This is a genomic window from Pseudomonas sp. SG20052, assembly GCF_031766055.1.
GTDB classification, from domain to species: Bacteria; Pseudomonadota; Gammaproteobacteria; order Pseudomonadales; family Pseudomonadaceae; genus Aquipseudomonas; species Aquipseudomonas mandelii.
In genome coordinates this window covers 5,463,328-5,478,380 of record NZ_CP134498.1, presented here as the reverse complement: position 1 = coordinate 5,478,380, position 15,053 = coordinate 5,463,328, and the positions used below count along the sequence as shown (strand labels likewise).

Sequence of the window (15,053 nt, the reverse complement as noted above, 5' to 3'; positions counted from 1 at the left end):
GTGGGGGGTGGTTTCAATGGGGCAGGATATTTCTGGGTGTGTGTTCAGGTTTGAGACAGGTGCTTTTGACTTGGCGGCCTTTGGGCCGACCATGTTCTTGGGGGTTGGGTACATATCCGTTTCTGCGGCAACGGCGGCTGGCGGTTTCGCCCTTACGGCGACTCACTTTTTTTACAAGCGCCTAAAAAAAGTAAGCAAAAAAACGCTCGCCCCAAGCGTCCGGCCCCTCGCTAAGGCTCGGCGTACCTTCGCTCCGGTATCCATCCGGGAACACTGCCCTCCGGTCTGCTTCGCGACGACCTACATGCAGCGTGTTCGACTGCGTCGAACGGCGCTACGCGCCACTCCCCGGATGAACACCTCCACTCAGCCTCCCGAAAGGGGCGGGTGGATCAAGATCAAAAGCTGCAGGCGAGCTAACGCTCGGCCTGATGAGTGGTGAAGAGCGAAGCGTTTACACCGAACCCCTTGTAGGAGCGAGGCTTGCCCGCGAAGGCGGCCTGACAGCCGACCAATCTCTTGCAGGTACACCCATTCCACTGTAGGAGCGAGGCTTGCTCGCGAAGGCGGCCTGACAGCCGACCAATCTCTTGCAGGTACACACATTCCACTGTAGGAGTGAGCCTGCTCGCGATGGCGGAGTGTCAGACGACATTGATGTTGAATGACACACCGCCTTCGCGGGCAAGCCTCGCTCCTACAGGGGATCAGCTGTGTGGCGCAGGTTTTGTGATGGCGACGTTATCGAGCATCCGGTTCGCCGCCAGTTCGGCCAGCATCACGATCTGCTGAATCGCCATTGCCTTGTGTCGGTGCGGGCCTTCCAGATAGTCCGCGAAATCGCTCGCCATCACGCTGGCCTGGGCCAATGACTCGCAGGTGTGGGCCAGCAGGTCTTCGTCCTTGATATCCGGGGCGATCAAAAACATCGTGCTGGGTTTGCGGGTAGCAGGGGATTTGAGGGCTGCTGGGTTGAGGTAGTGATCCAATGCGCGCTCGGCGGCATCGTGGAGTTTTTTGGAGTCGAGGGATTCGTAGGGGGAAACGTCGTCGTTTTGCGGGGGATTCGGGGTTTCTTTGAACATGGTGAAGCTCCAAGTAAGTAATGGAGCCGCCACTGATCGCCGCGACGCGATGGTAGGTGGCAGCTGTACGCAGGTTCGCGGACCGAGCTACTTGGAAACCCGGCATACCCGAGGGTATCCCGCGCACAGCCACCATAAGACCAAACGACACGCACAGAAGGCTGGTCGGTTGAGGCGGGTGATTATGCACCAAGTAAGCTGATTCAGGCCGCGACGCCTGGTCGCTGATGTGCAGCGACTCCGAAAGCCTATCCCCCTGGCTTCCGACAAGACAACCGCCAGAACTTGTCGGAATCCTCCTCCATAAAAGTCACGGCTGTAGGACGCTGGCAAAAAAATTCAGGCCCGACACGGCCCAATGTGGGAGCGAGCCTGCTCGCGAAGGCGGAGTGTCAGACGACATTGATGTTGAATGACACACCGCCTTCGCGGGCAAGCCTCGCTCCTACAGGGGATCAGCTGTGTGGCGCAGGTTTTGTGATGGCGACGTTATCGGCGGCATCGTGGAGTTTTTTGGAATCGAGGGATTCGTAGGGGGAAACGTCGTCGGTTGGCGGGGGATTCGGGGTTTCTTTGAGCATGGTGAAGCTCCATTCGGGGACTGGAAGTTCGCCACGACTGCGACCAAGCAGTTGGGTGGCGAACCATACGCAGGTTGGTCGACCAGGGAATGGAACCCGGCAGGGCCGGAGCCCTCCCACGCACAGCTCGCCATGAAGCAAGCACGAAAAGTGCGCCATTCTAAACCCGGGCGACCAAACCCTGCCGCTCAATTTGCAGCGACCCCGAAAGCCTATCGAACGGGCTTCTGACACAACAACCTCCAGAACTTGTCGGAATTCTCCGCCAGAACAGCAACGGCTGTAGGACGTTGGAAAAAATATTCAGGCCCGACACGACCCAATGTGGGAGCGAGCCTGCTCGCGATAGCTGTTTAACATTCAACATCCTGGGTGGCTGACAGCCCGCTATCGCGAGCAGGCTCACTCCTACATTTTGATGTGCAGCGATGCAAAAAAAAGGCGACCCCCTCGCAGGAGTCGCCTTTCCTTTAACCGCCGCTAAACCTTATTCGGACAGTTTGTACGCAATCACATAGTCACCTTGCTTGGTGCCCAGCGACCCGTGACCGCCCGCAACGACAAGCACGTATTGCTTACCGTCCTTGCCGGTGTAGGTCATTGGCGTGGTTTGAGCGCCGGCAGGCAGGCGGCCTTCCCACAGCTGCTTGCCGTTTTTCACGTCGTAGGCGCGCAGGTACTGGTCGAGGGTGCCGCTCAGGAAGCCGACGCCGCCAGCGGTGGTGAAGGTGCCGCCCAGGCTAGGCACGCCCATGCTCAGCGGGATAGGAACCGGTGAGCTGTCGCGCACGGTGCCGTTTTTATGTTTCCAGATGGTTTTTTGGGTGGTCAGGTCGACCGCGGCCACATAACCCCAGGCCGGCGCCTGGCACGGCAGGCCCATTGGCGAGAGCAGGGCTTCGAGGACGACGCCGTAAGGCGCGCCTTTGTTCGGCTGCACGCCTTCGGTTTCGCTTTTACGCGGGCCTTGGGCGGCGATTTCGGCGGCCGGGATCATTTTCGATTTGAACGCCATGTAGCTCGGGTTCACGAAAGCGATCTGACGCACCGGGTCAACCGCGATGCCGCCCCAGTCGAACACGCCGAAGTTGCCGGGATAAACGATCGAACCCTGCAGCGATGGCGGTGTGAACGGGCCGTCGTAGCGCATGGATTTGAAGTCGATCCGGCAGATCAGTTGGTCGAACGGTGTCACGCCCCACATGTCGCGCTCTTGCAGCGGCGGCGGCATCAGGTTGAGGTCGGATTTGGGTTGGGTCGGCGAGGTGTGATCACCAGCGACAGCGCCTTGGGGCACCGGCACTTCGTTGATCGGCACAATCGGTTTGCCGGTGCTGCGGTCCAGCACGTAAATGCTGCCTTGCTTGGTCGAAGCGAGTACCGCTGGCTTCACGCCGTCAGCGGTTTTCAGGTCCATCAGGGTAGGCTGGCCACCGACGTCCATGTCCCACAGGTCATGGTGGGTGAACTGCATGTGCCAGCGCACCTGGCCGGTCGCGATGTCGAGGGCGGTCAGGCCGGCGGCGTGCAGTTCCGACTCAGGGGTGCGATCACCACCGAACTGGTCCGGGGTCTGGTTGCCCATCGGCAGGTAAAGCATGCCGAGCTTTTCGTCGACGGCGAACATGGACCACATGTTCGGCGAGTTGCGCGTGTAGACCTGGCCTTCGGCAATCGGCGTGGTGTCGTCCGGGTTGCCGCTGTCCCAGTTCCACACCAGTTTGCCGGTGTGCACGTCGAACGCGCGGATGACGCCGCTGGGTTCGTCGGTAGAAACGTTGTCGGTGACGTGGCCGCCGATCACCACCAGGTCTTTAGTGACCGCTGGAGGCGAGGTGGAGTAGTAACCGCCGGCATTGAAGCCGCCGATGTTGGCAGTCAAGTCGACCTGGCCTTTGTCGCCGAAGTCTTCGCACATCTTGCCGGTGTCGGCGTCGAGGGCGATCAGGCGGGTGTCGGCGGTCGGCAGGAAGATCCGGCGTGGGCAGACGGTGCTGACCGGCGCAGGGCTGGCGGTGCCGGTCGGGCTTTGCTCGGACGCGTAGACGGCGTCATCGTGATAGGTTACGCCACGGCATGTCATGTGCGCCCAACCCTTGAAGTTCGCCGCGTTTTGCGTGGAGAGCTTCGGATCGAACCGCCAGATTTCCTTGCCGGTGTCCGGGTCCAGCGCGATCACCTGGCTGTGCGGCGTGCACACGTAGAGCATGCCGTTGACTTTCAGCGGGGTGTTTTCGGCGGTGGTTTCACCCGGATCGTTCGGCCCTGGCAGGTCGCCAGTGCGATAGGTCCAGGCGGGAACGAGCTTGTTCACGTTCTGCGGGGTGATCTGCGCCAGTGGAGAGTAACGATCACCATGAGCGCTACGACCGTAGGAATTCCAGTCACCGTCGGGCATGGCCGGGGCGGTGTTGGTCATGCCGGGCACGCTGTCGCGGTCCAGTTCGCCTTTGATTTCACCCGGGTTGGTGAACTGGCTGGCCAGTGCGGCAACGCCCGCGAGTACCACGGCCACGCTCAGTGCGCCGGTGCCCATCGGCGCAGGGCCGGTAATCAGCAACGGACGGCGGAACCACGGCAGCAACATGACGAGGCCCAGCGCAAACAGCATCGCCAGACGCGGCACCAGTTGCCACCAATCGAGGCCGACTTCCCACAAGGCCCACACGGTACTGGCGAACAGCACCAGTGCGTAGAGGCCCAGTGCAGCGCGGCGGGCCAGGATCAGCAGCACGCCGGTCAGTGTCAGGCCGATACCGGCCAGCAGGTAATACAACGAGCCGCCGAGCAGGCTCAGCTTGATCCCGCCGGCCAGCATGGCCAGGCCCATTAGCAGAAGCAGAATGCCGAGCAGGGTCGGCAGTAGACGGCTTCGACTCAAAGCACCATCAGTGCTCATAGTGTGGTTCTCCGTGACGTTTCAAGTAGTCCCGCGCAAGTTCACTGTAGATGACGATCCTGTGCGGGCATGGTTCAGATAAAAAAGGTTCGGTTGGTGCGTTCCCTGTAGGAGCGAGCCTGCTTGCGAAAGCGATGGGACAGTCGGCATTGATGTTCAGGCTGACGGCCCTTCGCGAGCAGGCTCGCTCCCACAGGTTTTGTGTGTGTCTTAAAAGGACGAGGTGATTTTTATCCCGCCGATCAGCGCGTCATCGACCTTGTCCACGCCACCGGGGTGGCGGATGTATTGCAGGTTGGGGCGCACGGTCAGCCAGTTCGTGACGTGCACGCCGTAATAGAGTTCGGCGCTGTATTCGGTGTCCTGGGGCGGAAGGAACGAGGGATCGTCGTAGTCATAGACGACGCGGGCCTGGTTGGTCGCTTCGGCGTTCTTGCGATAGGCCGGGTTGACGTGAACCCGGGCGAGGGCAAAGCCGATGTCGTCCTTGGCGCGCGCATCGAACAGGCCTTTGTAGACGACGCCGGCCTGGACATAGTTGTCGATGGCGTTGGTCTTCTTGTCGTGCATCGTGCCGTTGGCGAACACGCTCAGGCCGCGCGAATTGTCGCTGGCTCGGCTGGTGATCTGCTGCTGCACACCCAGCCACACGCCGTGCTTGCTCGATGCGCTGCGGTAAGCCTCGCCGCTCAGGGCTGCCGGCTGACCATTGCTGTCCTTGTAGGCATCCGTGGCCTTGGCGTTGCTGTAGTAATAACCGGCGCGGTATTCGCCCGGCAGGCCGTTGAGTGTCGGTGACCACACCAGTTCGACCGGCAGAATCGCGCCCTGGGTGCCGCTGCCGCTGAGCTTGAAGCCGTTGCCGCGATCAAGGTTCGACGGGTTTTGCTCATACGCGCCGATTTGCGCGTAGAGCTCCGGCGTCAGGTGATATTTCACCCGCATTGCCCACTGGCTGACGGGCCAGTTGTACCAGATGCCGCCGACCCAGTTACCGACCTGCGAGCCACAAAACGCCAGGTTCTGGAAGTCGCACGGGAAACTGTTGAAGTCTTCGCCTTCGCCGAAACGGCCGACTTTGATGTCGAGTTTCTGGTCGAAAACTTTCTGCTGGTACCACATCTGCGTCAGGCGCCAGGTTTGCCCACGGCCCCAGACTTCCTGCGCCGAAGTGAAACCGCCGACACGCGGATCGTTGATCCGGTCGTTGCTGATGTTGTTGCCATTGCGCTCGGTGACGGTCAGCTGAAATTCAGCGTCGTCCCAGCCGAGGATTTTCTGCAAGTCCAGGTGCGTACCGAAACCGAACTGGTCGCTGTAGCGTGCGGTGCGATCGTGGTCGTAGCCGCCGTGCAGATTACTGCCCATTTCGCCGGTGTAATCGACTTTGAAGTCGTAGCCTTTTTCCGAAAGTTCGGTGCGCGTGCCATTCCAGTCGCCGAACATCCAGGGCGATTCGCTATCGAAGGCGGGCGCGGCCTGGGTGCAGGTAGCCAGGCCAAAAGCAGTGAAACCACCGATCAGGTTCAGGGCTTTTCGACTGGCAATAGCGATGCAGACAGCGCTGTCTCGCGGAGTTGGGAAATCAGGCATAGAGAAGGAATTCTTGATCTTTTCTGGGGGGTGAACTGAAAGCGGCACTATGTCGCGCCTGGATGAAGCGTTTCAGCTTGACGGGCGCAAGGATAATGTTCTGTTACAAATAGAGAAAGCGCTTTTCGTGACATGAATTATTTCGTATTCGGTAACAGTGCCGGACAGCGATCGGTTCAAGTTCACCTACATTTACCAGAGAGCGCACAGAGCGCTTCCACCCGGCGACACCCTCGGCTAAGGTGCGCGGCTTCCAATCCCCTTCATCGCTCAAAGGCCCGGCATGACCGAACAGAACAATAACCCGCTGCACGGCGTGACGCTGGAGCAAATCCTCAACGCCCTGGTGGAGCATTACGAATGGTCGGGGCTGGCCGAGCGCATTGATATCCGCTGTTTCAAGAGTGACCCGAGCATCAAGTCGAGCCTGACCTTCCTGCGTAAAACCCCATGGGCGCGGGAGAAGGTCGAGCGCTTGTACGTGAAGCTGATGCGCACCAAGCGCCCGCTCTGAACATGGGCTTTCTGTCGACGCCAGGTTCTGCCGCGATGCGTCGTTTTGTGGCGGTGGCCGCTGTGCTGGGCTGGGCCGGACTGGCCATTCAGCTGTACCTGATTCTGTACTCGCGCTGGACACTGGAAGCGAGCTTGATCGGTGGGCTGCTGAGCTTTTTCAGCTATTTCACCGTGTTGACCAATACGTTGGTGGCGGTGGTGCTGACGTGTGAGTGGACCTCTCGCGAGTCGGCGGCGCGACGCTGGTTTTTGCAGCCGTGGGTCAGTAGCGCCATTGCCGTGAGCATCGTAGTCGTCGGTCTGGCGTACAGCCTGTTGTTGCGCCATTTGTGGCATCCCGAAGGCTGGCAGTTTCTGGCCGATGAGTTGATGCACGACGTCATGCCGCTGCTGTTCCTGGCGTATTGGTGGTGGTGCGTGCCCAAGGGCACGTTGCGCCTGCGGCATCTCGGGTTGTGGGTGATCTATCCGCTGGTGTATTTCGCCTATTCATTGCTGAGGGGGCATGAGTTGGCGGTTTATCCCTATCCGTTCATTGACGTCGGCACCTTGGGTTATCCACAGGTGTTTTTGAATGCGGGTGGATTGTTGGCGGGGTTTGTGGTGATTGCTCTGATAATGATCGCATTGGACCGGTGGCGCGGTCGGTGAATACTGAGGGTGATGTGAAGGGCTTTTGTGGCGAGGGAGCTTGCTCCCGCTGCGCCGCGAAGCGTCGCTAAAACCTGCAACCGAGTTTTAACCGTACACCGAATGAGCGGATTTTGGGCTGCGTTGCAGCCCGGCGGGAGCAAGCTCCCTCGCCACAGGAAGGTTGCCAGCCTTCGATCACTCCTCGTCGCTGCCCTCCGCCCGCCAGTACCCCACGGCCTTGACGAATTGTTCATTCAAACCGTGCTCATCAAGCAGCACACGACGAATCTGCCGTGACACCTTGGTCTCGGTCGCCACCCACGCATACAGGTTGCCGCTCGGCACTTGCAGCTGCTTCACGGTGGTCAGCAAGTTGTCTTTGCCACCCTCGCGCAAGACCCAGATCACACTGACCTGCGCGGCGCTTTCCAGGCGTTGCTGCTCGGCGCCGTTCTCCACTTCCACAATTACCAGCGCACGACGATTGGCCGCCAGACCTTCGAGCCGGCGGGCGATGGCGGGCAGGGCGGTTTCGTCACCGATCAGCAAATAGCTGTCGAACATGTCCGGCACGATCATCGAGCCACGCGGCCCGCCGATGTGCAGGAACTGGCCGGGTTGGGCCTGTTCGGCCCAGGTCGAGGCGGGGCCGTCGCCATGCAGGACAAAATCGATGTCCAGTTCCAGGGTGTCGAGGTCGTAGCGACGCGGCGTGTAGTCGCGCATTGCCGGCATCGGCCCGTTGTCTTTGCCGGCACCGAGCACCAGGGTTTCCAGTGCGGCGTGTTCGGCCGCGTTTTGCGGGAACAGCAGTTTGACGTGGTCGTCCGTGCCCAGGCTGACGAAGCCGGCCAGCTCCGGGCCGCCCAGGGTGATCCGACGCATCCGCGGGGTCAGGTCAACCACCCGCAGCACTTGCAGACGACGGCGTTTGATCTCGTGCATGACACGGTGAATGGTGTGCACAACTTCCGTCATTCGGCTTTCTCCTGGACGGGTTGAACGGCAGGGCCATCGACGATGGCTTTGGCGGTGTTGTTGAGCAGGTCGCGAACCCGCAGGATTTCTTCCGGGCTCCAGCGGCCGTGATGCATTTGCAGGGCGTGACGCAAGTTGTGCACCGCCTCGTGGATCTCGGCGGGGCGATCATGGCCGCGCAACGAGCGCTTGCTGACCTCGATGCGCATTCGCACGCCGTCCAGCGCAATAGCCTGTTCGGTCAATGACAGACGTCCGGCGTCGGTGATGGTGTAGCGTTTTTTGCCGCCCTCGGCATCGCCCAGGATCATTTCGCTTTCTTCGAGAAAGGTCAGGGTCGGGTAGATCACACCGGGGCTGGGGCAGTAGGCGCCGTCAAACATGCTTTCGATCTGGCGGATCAGGTCATAGCCGTGGCAGGGCTGCTCCGCGATCAACGCCAACAGCAGCAGTTTCAGGTCGCCGGGGGCGAACACCCGGGGGCCGCGGCCGCCGCGTTCACGGCCGGGGCCTGGGCGTTTCTCGAAGCCGTCGCGGCTGTCGCTATGGTCGCGATGGGAATGATGGTCTCTCATTTCTGCGTCTTCTCTCGTCGGGTTTAGATACAACTTAAGATATATCTTTAGACAGACGCAAGCGTTCTTGACCAACGGTCGTTCTCGGCCACCGCTGGAGGTTCAGAAGCGATCAGCGATGAGGAATGCGGTATCGGTTGCTCTTTTAGAGCAATTGAACTAATCATGAAAGTTCATCGATTGATAATTATTCCACTGTCGCAAGATAAGTAGTCTTCGTCTGACGGAATTCAACTAGTTCGTATCTGTGTGCTTTTTCAATTAGAACTGTGTGTAGTCTTTCTCTGAGGGTAAAACAATCGAGTTGGCGTTTTTTCAATGTTTTTCCTATTGTTCGAACGCCATTGTTACTACATGTTCTTGGGAAGTTGCGTACTTACTTTTTCAAGGGATTGAACGATCATTCTTCGGCGTCGAAAGTTAAGTGAAATCGCCATCACCGTATGGAGAGATGTCGGCTTTCCAGACTTTCCTCGGCCCAATCCTTTGAAAAAATACAGGTACTCAATAATGTTCAAGACGTTTGCAATCGCCGTTCCCATGACCCTCCTGGCCCTGAGCACTTCGATGGCGTTCGCGGCGGAAGAATCGCGCACCTCCATCAACATTACCGCTGATATTCCGAGCAAGGTCTTCCACGCTCAGCCTGTAGACAAAGACTTCGGTAAAGACGAGAAAATGCAGTATCTCGTCGGCTCCGGCACCCTGACGGAAGTCCGTGGCACCTATGATATTCAACACACCAACGGCTCGGTCGGCGCTTATGTCGTGGGCGGTCCTACTCCGCTGTTCAACGGTAATCCAGCCTTGAACATTCCTCTGACCTATACCTTCAATGGCACGGAGTTGACCGCTGATTCTCAGGAAGTGGTCGGCGACACCGAGTCCAACGGCGGCATGCGCGCCGACCTGGTGATTACCGCAGAGAAGCCGGGCAACAGTCAGGTGGGGATCTATACCGCCAACCCGGTCGTCATCTTTGATGCCATTCCGCGCATCTGAAGCAAACGCGTGCTGTAAGTAAGTTCTGTCTTACTTGGCAACGTTCACCGATCGCCAGGGAGGTTGTGCCTGTCGATCGGGTTTCAACGAATTTATCTTCAGAGTATTTCGTTCATGTTCCCGATGACTCCCATCGCGACGGCGCTTGCCCTATGTTTTTGTGCGACTGCCCTGGCTGCGCCAGCGGACAACGGCCACACACCCCGAAGTCTGCTTGCGCAAGCCAAGGGATTACCGAGCGAGTTCGAAGAGCACTTCTTTGATGTGCCGCTGGCGGTGCGCGTGGAACTTGATCAGCAGTTTCTCGGTGAGGCGATGGTTGTGCTGACCCGCGACGATCGCATCACCCTCGTTGAATTCACCGATGTCAGCGATAGCACGATCAAAGCCAGCGAGCGCGACATCTGGGCCAACTACCTCAAACATGGCGTGGTGCTGGGCGCCTGCCAGGCCAATTGCCCCGAACAACTGCTGGCCGTGCACTACAGCCTGGAAAACTCGCTGGTGTCGATCCTCACGGAAAACGCCGAGCACGATGATCAGGTGCAACGCTATTACAACCAGCCCGAAGACGGCAGCACCGGGTTGATCGTGCGCAACCAGCTGAACCTCAATGGCGGCCAGAACCAGGACCTCGGTGGTCGATACGGTCTGGAAGCGAGCAGCAGCCTGGGCAACTGGACCCAGGCGGTGAACCTGCAGTTGTCCCGCCTGGGCGGTGTGGACAATCAGCTCTATCACGCCGTGCATGAGCTCTTTACCCAGCGCGAACTGGAAGGCAACTTCCTGCGCCTGGGCTTGTTCACGCCCACCTCGGAAGGCCTGACGCGCCAGCCGCGCTCCTTCGGCGCCAGCCCTGACACCGCGCTCGGCGTCATGTACGGCAGCTCCGACAGCCTGGCCATCAACAACCCGAAACCGGCGGTCTACCCGATCTACGTCACGGCCAATCGCCAGGGCTCGGTGGAAATCTATCGCGACGGTTTGCTGATCAATACTCAGGCGATACCGGCTGGTTTGCAGACCCTCGATACGCGGCCATTGCCCGGCGGCATCTATGAAGTGGAAGTGCGGCTGATCGAAGACGGCCAGATCACCTCCAGCACGCAGGAGCTGGTCTACAAACCCAACAACTGGCGCAATCATGACGAGCGCTGGCGCTACAACCTGTTTGCCGGGCGTGAATCGAAAATGCTCAGCAACTGGGATGAGCAGGCCGACGGCGACATGACCGCTGGCGCCGCCTTCAACTTCCTGCTGCACCCGCGGGTGATTCTCGGCCTGTCGGGTCGGCAAGTGAAAGACACCCTGCAATATGGCACGTCGGTCGATTGGGCCATCGTCAACAACGCCAGCGTCTTCGCCAACGTCTACAAGACTCAGGACTACGGCACCGGTTTCGACGTGCAGGGGCTTTATTCCTACGGCAGCGGCAGCCTCGTCGCCAGCCATAACCGCAGCTGGCTCGACACCACCCGGCTCTACGACACCTTGCCCGACGGCACGCGCGTGCGGCAGCGCAATGTATTTATCGGCCAGACCAGCAACTCGTCCTTGTCACTCAATCATCGCCTCACCAGCAAAAGTTCGGTCAATGCCCGGGTGTCCCACAGCGAAGGCAACACCGAAGGGGTCGGCGTGGATCTGGGCTGGACTCAACGCACGCAACTGTTCGGCAGCGACGCCAATTGGCGCCTGTCGCTGTTCGACAGGCCGGGCAGCTTCAGTTCGGGCAATGATCGAAATCGCGGCCTTGACCTGAGCGTGAGCGTGGCGCTGGGTGGCCCGGGAGAGCAGCTCTCCGGCAGCATCGGCACCCGCACCGATCGCGATGGCGGGCGTGATAACAATGCCTCGATCACTTACCGCAAAGACTTGCAGCACCACCTGCTGCAAAGCGTTTCCGCCACGGCCATCACCGACACCTATGGCCTCGGTTTGAATGCGCTGGCGACGATGCAATCGGACCGGGTCAACGGCGACGGATTTATCCAGCGCTCGTCCTACAACAACGACCTCACCGGCGGTCTCAACCTCGACAGCACCGTGGCGGTCGGCGGGCAAAAGATGATCGTGACCAGCCAATACCACCGCAATGGCGCGGGCATGATCATCGATGTCGAGTCAGACATCGACGACATCTCTTTACGCGCCGACGATCTGAGCGGTGGCAGCGCAGTCCTCAAGCCAGGACGCAATTTTGTGCCGATCACGGCTTACAAAAGCAGCTCCGTCAGTTTCGATTTCGAAGGCAATCACGTGCCTGCCGCGACCATCCTGCCGGCCCGTTCCAGTTATCACCTGAACAAGGGCGGCGTGGACTATCGCCAGATTCGCGTGATGCGAACCCTCACTGTCCTCGGTCGCCTGATCGACCCCCAGGGCAACCCGCTCAAGGGCCATCACATCATCAACCACGCCAGTCGCGGGGTCAGTGAGGTGGACGGCTTCTTCTCCATGGAAATGAACGCCGGTTCACCGACCCTGGAAGTGCGCCACGGCAACCAGTTGCTGTGCCAGTTCCGCCTGGACCCGAGCCGTGGCCGCACGGAAAACAACGTGCTGATGATTGGTGATTTGCGTTGTACGCCGGACACGCTGGCGGACCTGACGCTTGAGACGCCGACGGCAGGCTGATGCCCGGCACCCCGCATTTTTTTATGAGGTAAATGACGATGAAACGTCGGTTGGCACTGATTGGTTTTTGTTTGTTCACCCAGACGGCACACGCCGGGCCGAACATCAATATCGGCACGGTCTACGACTACCTGGACGGCGACAAAAGTACCTTTTTGAAACGCGTCTATAACGGCGGCGACAGCACCGCTTTCGTCAAGGTCAACATCCTTGAAATCCTCTACGACGCCGATGGCAAGTCGCGGGAGGTGCCGCTCAAATCCAATGCCGAGGGCAATTCCCGGGATGGCTTGATGGCCAGCCCGGCGCGACTGATCGTGCCCGCCAGTGGCATGCAGGGCACGCGGTTGCTGTACATGGGCGAGCGCGACAAAGAGCGCTATTTTCGTGTGCGTTTCATACCGGTGGTGCCCGAGAAGGAAGACGAATTCGCCGTCTCCGGCGAGGAGCGTGAGCAGTACAGGAAAGCCCTGTCCGCCGGGGTCACGGTGCTGGCCGGGTATGGCGCGGTGTTTTTCGTTCGCCCCAAGGACCCGCGTTACGTCAGCGTGATCGAAAACGAGGCGGCCAGGTACCGGATCCGCAATACCGGCAACACCGTGGTGGTGATCGATGAGTTCAAGGATTGCTCGGTCAAGAACGACCAGGACTGCCAGCCGACCACCAAGCATCATGTTCTGGCCGGCCGCCATTTCGAGTTCGAGAAACAGGCTGGCCGCGAGTACCGCTTCACCCTGGTTGAAGGCGAGAGCCGCAAGAAACTCGATGTGAAGGGCTGATGACTATGTTCAGACAACTGACGGTCCTGATGGTGTCGGCGATGGCCTGCCATGGTGCGTTCGCGGCCCGCGAAGTGCAGCACTTTGAAGTATTCGTGACGATCCCGAGCCAGGCGTTCTACGTCATTCCCGCAGACCCCGGCTGGATTCACCGCGAACAGTCATTGCCATGGAATCTGACGACCTCGACCCTGGGCGGCTTGCGCAAGTATTTCGATGTGAAGAGTGAAGCCGGTTCCATCGAAGCCCGCCTTGAGGGCCGGCCTTACTTGTCTAACGGGACGCAGGCCCATGACATTGGATTGCGCGTGCTGTTCAACGAAAAGTTGTTGAGCGAGGGGGAAAGCCGCGAGGTGGTTTCGCTGGTCGACGCCGCGCAGGGCAAGCGGGTTTTACTGGAAGTGCTGCCTGTGCCACCCGCCGATGGGGTTTACAAACCCGGCAACTATTTTGGAAGCGTCAACATGGTCTTCAACGCGGTGTTGCCCAAATGATGAATTTATTGAATAAGCGATCAGCCCGGACGTTGAAGGGGGCTGCATCGGCCAGCCTGTTGTGTGGGGTGTTTGCCCTGCCCATACAGGCCGCAGTGATGGACATCGAAGCGGTATTCGAGCCGGATTCCTCGAAGCCGAATAATAACGTGTTCGTCAACATGACCCCGTCCGAAGGTTTTTGCCGGCAGATACCACAGGCCTGTGCGCCCTATAAGCTGTTCAGCCTTATTGCGCCTATTTCCTTCACGGCGAATGCGCCAATCCTGGCCAACCATGCGGACCCGCGGCAAGGCGGAATGGCCCGCGTTCCCTCGGACTGGAGAGAGGTGGTGGTCACCCACGAGTCGGGTGATACCGAGGTGCTTTCCATTCGTATCGGCGGGATCGGGCACGAAGCCGCAACTCCCCGCCCTGTCACTGAACTGACCGGAGGAGGTTGGTGGGATGACTTGTGGGTAGGTGGCGGTTGGGCCTATGCGCCTATACCCTGTTCAAGTGTGGGTTGGCACTCGGCAGGGCCCTCGGGCTACAACAGTTTCTGGCGAGTCGCCAGAGGAGTGGGCGTGTGCAGCAAGACGGCGAAGTTCGATATTCCGCTTTCCTTTCGCTACCTGTACTTCGTGTTCGCTTATGAGCTGCGCACGCCTAACCCCCTGACCATGAAGACGGGCAAATACACCGGCACCATGCCGTACACCGTCGGTCCGCGTCAGGACTTCGACATGGGCGATGTCATGATCCCCAGTGACAACCAACTGACCCTCAACTTCTCTCTGGATGTTCGGCACACTCTCAAGGTCGAGATTCCACCCGGTGGCAATCGCGTTGAACTGGTGCCGCAGGGCGGCTGGCAAGCTTGGCTGACCCAAGGGCGCAAGCCCACACGGCTGTTTCGTGATCAGACGTTCAATGTGTCTTCATCGAGTCGCTTCAAGATGAGCCTGGACTGCCAGTACAGCACCGATGGCAACCGCTGCTCGGTGCGCGACCCGGCTTCAGGCCATGTCGTGCCGCTCGACGTCAGCGTGACCCTGCCCAATGGCTTGGTGGATGCCACCGATCAACCGGTCAGCCGTCGGCTGTTACGGCGCGACGGCAGTGGTACCGAGCTGTTCCAGCCGCGCTTTTATGTCGATCGCAAACCGGGCACGTTGCACTTCGAGATTGCGCAGGATGAGGTCGAGGAAATGATCAAGCCCGGTGTCGCCAGAACGTACTCGGGCACTGTCACGGTGGTTTGGGATTCGGAAGTGGGTTAAGCGTGACCCCTGATACATC

At 59.6% G+C, this 15,053-nt stretch carries 13 protein-coding genes; 7 read left to right on the top strand and 6 right to left on the bottom strand.

Annotated elements, in window-relative coordinates; genetic code table 11:
• Positions 1-707: 707 nt before the first annotated feature.
• From RHP74_RS25095 to RHP74_RS25080, 4 genes are all read right to left on the bottom strand, one after another.
• Positions 708-1,085 carry a DUF6124 family protein gene (locus tag RHP74_RS25095; protein WP_311096561.1) on the bottom strand — a complete coding sequence of 126 codons (378 nt, stop codon included), beginning with the start codon at positions 1,083-1,085 and terminating at the stop codon, positions 708-710.
• Between the two features lie 455 nt (positions 1,086-1,540).
• Positions 1,541-1,666: a hypothetical protein gene (locus tag RHP74_RS25090; protein WP_311100615.1), complete on the bottom strand. Its 126-nt coding sequence runs from the start codon at positions 1,664-1,666 to the stop codon at positions 1,541-1,543.
• A gap of 487 nt (positions 1,667-2,153) precedes the next feature.
• Positions 2,154-4,565: a glucose/quinate/shikimate family membrane-bound PQQ-dependent dehydrogenase gene (locus RHP74_RS25085; protein ID WP_083375822.1), complete on the bottom strand. Its 2,412-nt coding sequence runs from the start codon at positions 4,563-4,565 to the stop codon at positions 2,154-2,156.
• A gap of 210 nt (positions 4,566-4,775) precedes the next feature.
• Entirely contained in the window at positions 4,776-6,158 is a 1,383-nt protein-coding gene (locus RHP74_RS25080; RefSeq protein WP_311096560.1) for a carbohydrate porin, read from the bottom strand.
• 283 nt (positions 6,159-6,441) lie between these two features.
• Here RHP74_RS25080 and RHP74_RS25075 point away from each other — a divergent pair, with 283 nt between their 5' ends.
• A complete protein-coding gene (locus tag RHP74_RS25075; RefSeq protein ID WP_007903672.1) occupies positions 6,442-6,672 on the top strand; it encodes a VF530 family DNA-binding protein in 231 nt (76 codons plus the stop codon).
• Between the two features lie 35 nt (positions 6,673-6,707).
• Entirely contained in the window at positions 6,708-7,325 is a 618-nt protein-coding gene (locus RHP74_RS25070; RefSeq protein ID WP_409201920.1) for a Pr6Pr family membrane protein, read from the top strand.
• Between the two features lie 177 nt (positions 7,326-7,502).
• Here the strand turns inward: RHP74_RS25070 and RHP74_RS25065 are convergent, their stop codons facing one another.
• Positions 7,503-8,285 carry a siderophore-interacting protein gene (locus RHP74_RS25065; RefSeq protein WP_311096558.1) on the bottom strand — a complete coding sequence of 261 codons (783 nt, stop codon included), beginning with the start codon at positions 8,283-8,285 and terminating at the stop codon, positions 7,503-7,505.
• Positions 8,282-8,860: a PadR family transcriptional regulator gene (locus RHP74_RS25060; protein ID WP_010457769.1), complete on the bottom strand. Its 579-nt coding sequence runs from the start codon at positions 8,858-8,860 to the stop codon at positions 8,282-8,284. The genes RHP74_RS25065 and RHP74_RS25060 overlap by 4 nt, the downstream gene beginning before the upstream one ends.
• 510 nt (positions 8,861-9,370) lie before the next feature.
• On the opposite strand from RHP74_RS25060, the gene RHP74_RS25055 reads away from it, so the two are divergent.
• From RHP74_RS25055 to RHP74_RS25035, 5 genes are all read left to right on the top strand, one after another.
• Complete coding sequence (locus RHP74_RS25055; RefSeq protein ID WP_010457768.1) at positions 9,371-9,862, top strand: CS1 type fimbrial major subunit; 492 nt, start codon at positions 9,371-9,373, stop codon at positions 9,860-9,862.
• Between the two features lie 114 nt (positions 9,863-9,976).
• On the top strand, positions 9,977-12,499 hold the full coding sequence (locus RHP74_RS25050; protein ID WP_311096557.1) for a TcfC E-set like domain-containing protein: 2,523 nt from the start codon (positions 9,977-9,979) through the stop codon (positions 12,497-12,499).
• Positions 12,500-12,537: 38 nt separating this feature from the next.
• The gene (locus RHP74_RS25045; protein WP_311096556.1) at positions 12,538-13,278 is read left to right on the top strand and encodes a molecular chaperone; all 741 of its coding nucleotides are present in this window, start codon (positions 12,538-12,540) and stop codon (positions 13,276-13,278) included.
• Between the two features lie 5 nt (positions 13,279-13,283).
• The gene (locus tag RHP74_RS25040) at positions 13,284-13,772 is read left to right on the top strand and encodes a CS1 type fimbrial major subunit (protein WP_042933024.1); all 489 of its coding nucleotides are present in this window, start codon (positions 13,284-13,286) and stop codon (positions 13,770-13,772) included.
• Positions 13,769-15,034, top strand: a complete 1,266-nt coding sequence (locus RHP74_RS25035; RefSeq protein ID WP_083375828.1) for a hypothetical protein — start codon at positions 13,769-13,771, stop codon at positions 15,032-15,034. The genes RHP74_RS25040 and RHP74_RS25035 overlap by 4 nt, the downstream gene beginning before the upstream one ends.
• The last annotated feature ends 19 nt before the right edge of the window (positions 15,035-15,053 follow it).

What these genes read in the sequence shown, in the direction of transcription:
- RHP74_RS25095 (WP_311096561.1), bottom strand. Translation starts at nt 1,085, where the DNA reads ATGTTCAAAGAAACCCCGAATCCCCCGCAAAACGACGACGTTTCCCCC.
- RHP74_RS25090 (WP_311100615.1), bottom strand. Translation starts at nt 1,666, where the DNA reads ATGCTCAAAGAAACCCCGAATCCCCCGCCAACCGACGACGTTTCCCCC.
- RHP74_RS25085 (WP_083375822.1), bottom strand. Translation starts at nt 4,565, where the DNA reads ATGAGCACTGATGGTGCTTTGAGTCGAAGCCGTCTACTGCCGACCCTG.
- RHP74_RS25080 (WP_311096560.1), bottom strand. Translation starts at nt 6,158, where the DNA reads ATGCCTGATTTCCCAACTCCGCGAGACAGCGCTGTCTGCATCGCTATT.
- RHP74_RS25075 (WP_007903672.1), top strand. Translation starts at nt 6,442, where the DNA reads ATGACCGAACAGAACAATAACCCGCTGCACGGCGTGACGCTGGAGCAA.
- RHP74_RS25070 (WP_409201920.1), top strand. Translation starts at nt 6,708, where the DNA reads ATGCGTCGTTTTGTGGCGGTGGCCGCTGTGCTGGGCTGGGCCGGACTG.
- RHP74_RS25065 (WP_311096558.1), bottom strand. Translation starts at nt 8,285, where the DNA reads ATGACGGAAGTTGTGCACACCATTCACCGTGTCATGCACGAGATCAAA.
- RHP74_RS25060 (WP_010457769.1), bottom strand. Translation starts at nt 8,860, where the DNA reads ATGAGAGACCATCATTCCCATCGCGACCATAGCGACAGCCGCGACGGC.
- RHP74_RS25055 (WP_010457768.1), top strand. Translation starts at nt 9,371, where the DNA reads ATGTTCAAGACGTTTGCAATCGCCGTTCCCATGACCCTCCTGGCCCTG.
- RHP74_RS25050 (WP_311096557.1), top strand. Translation starts at nt 9,977, where the DNA reads ATGTTCCCGATGACTCCCATCGCGACGGCGCTTGCCCTATGTTTTTGT.
- RHP74_RS25045 (WP_311096556.1), top strand. Translation starts at nt 12,538, where the DNA reads ATGAAACGTCGGTTGGCACTGATTGGTTTTTGTTTGTTCACCCAGACG.
- RHP74_RS25040 (WP_042933024.1), top strand. Translation starts at nt 13,284, where the DNA reads ATGTTCAGACAACTGACGGTCCTGATGGTGTCGGCGATGGCCTGCCAT.
- RHP74_RS25035 (WP_083375828.1), top strand. Translation starts at nt 13,769, where the DNA reads ATGATGAATTTATTGAATAAGCGATCAGCCCGGACGTTGAAGGGGGCT.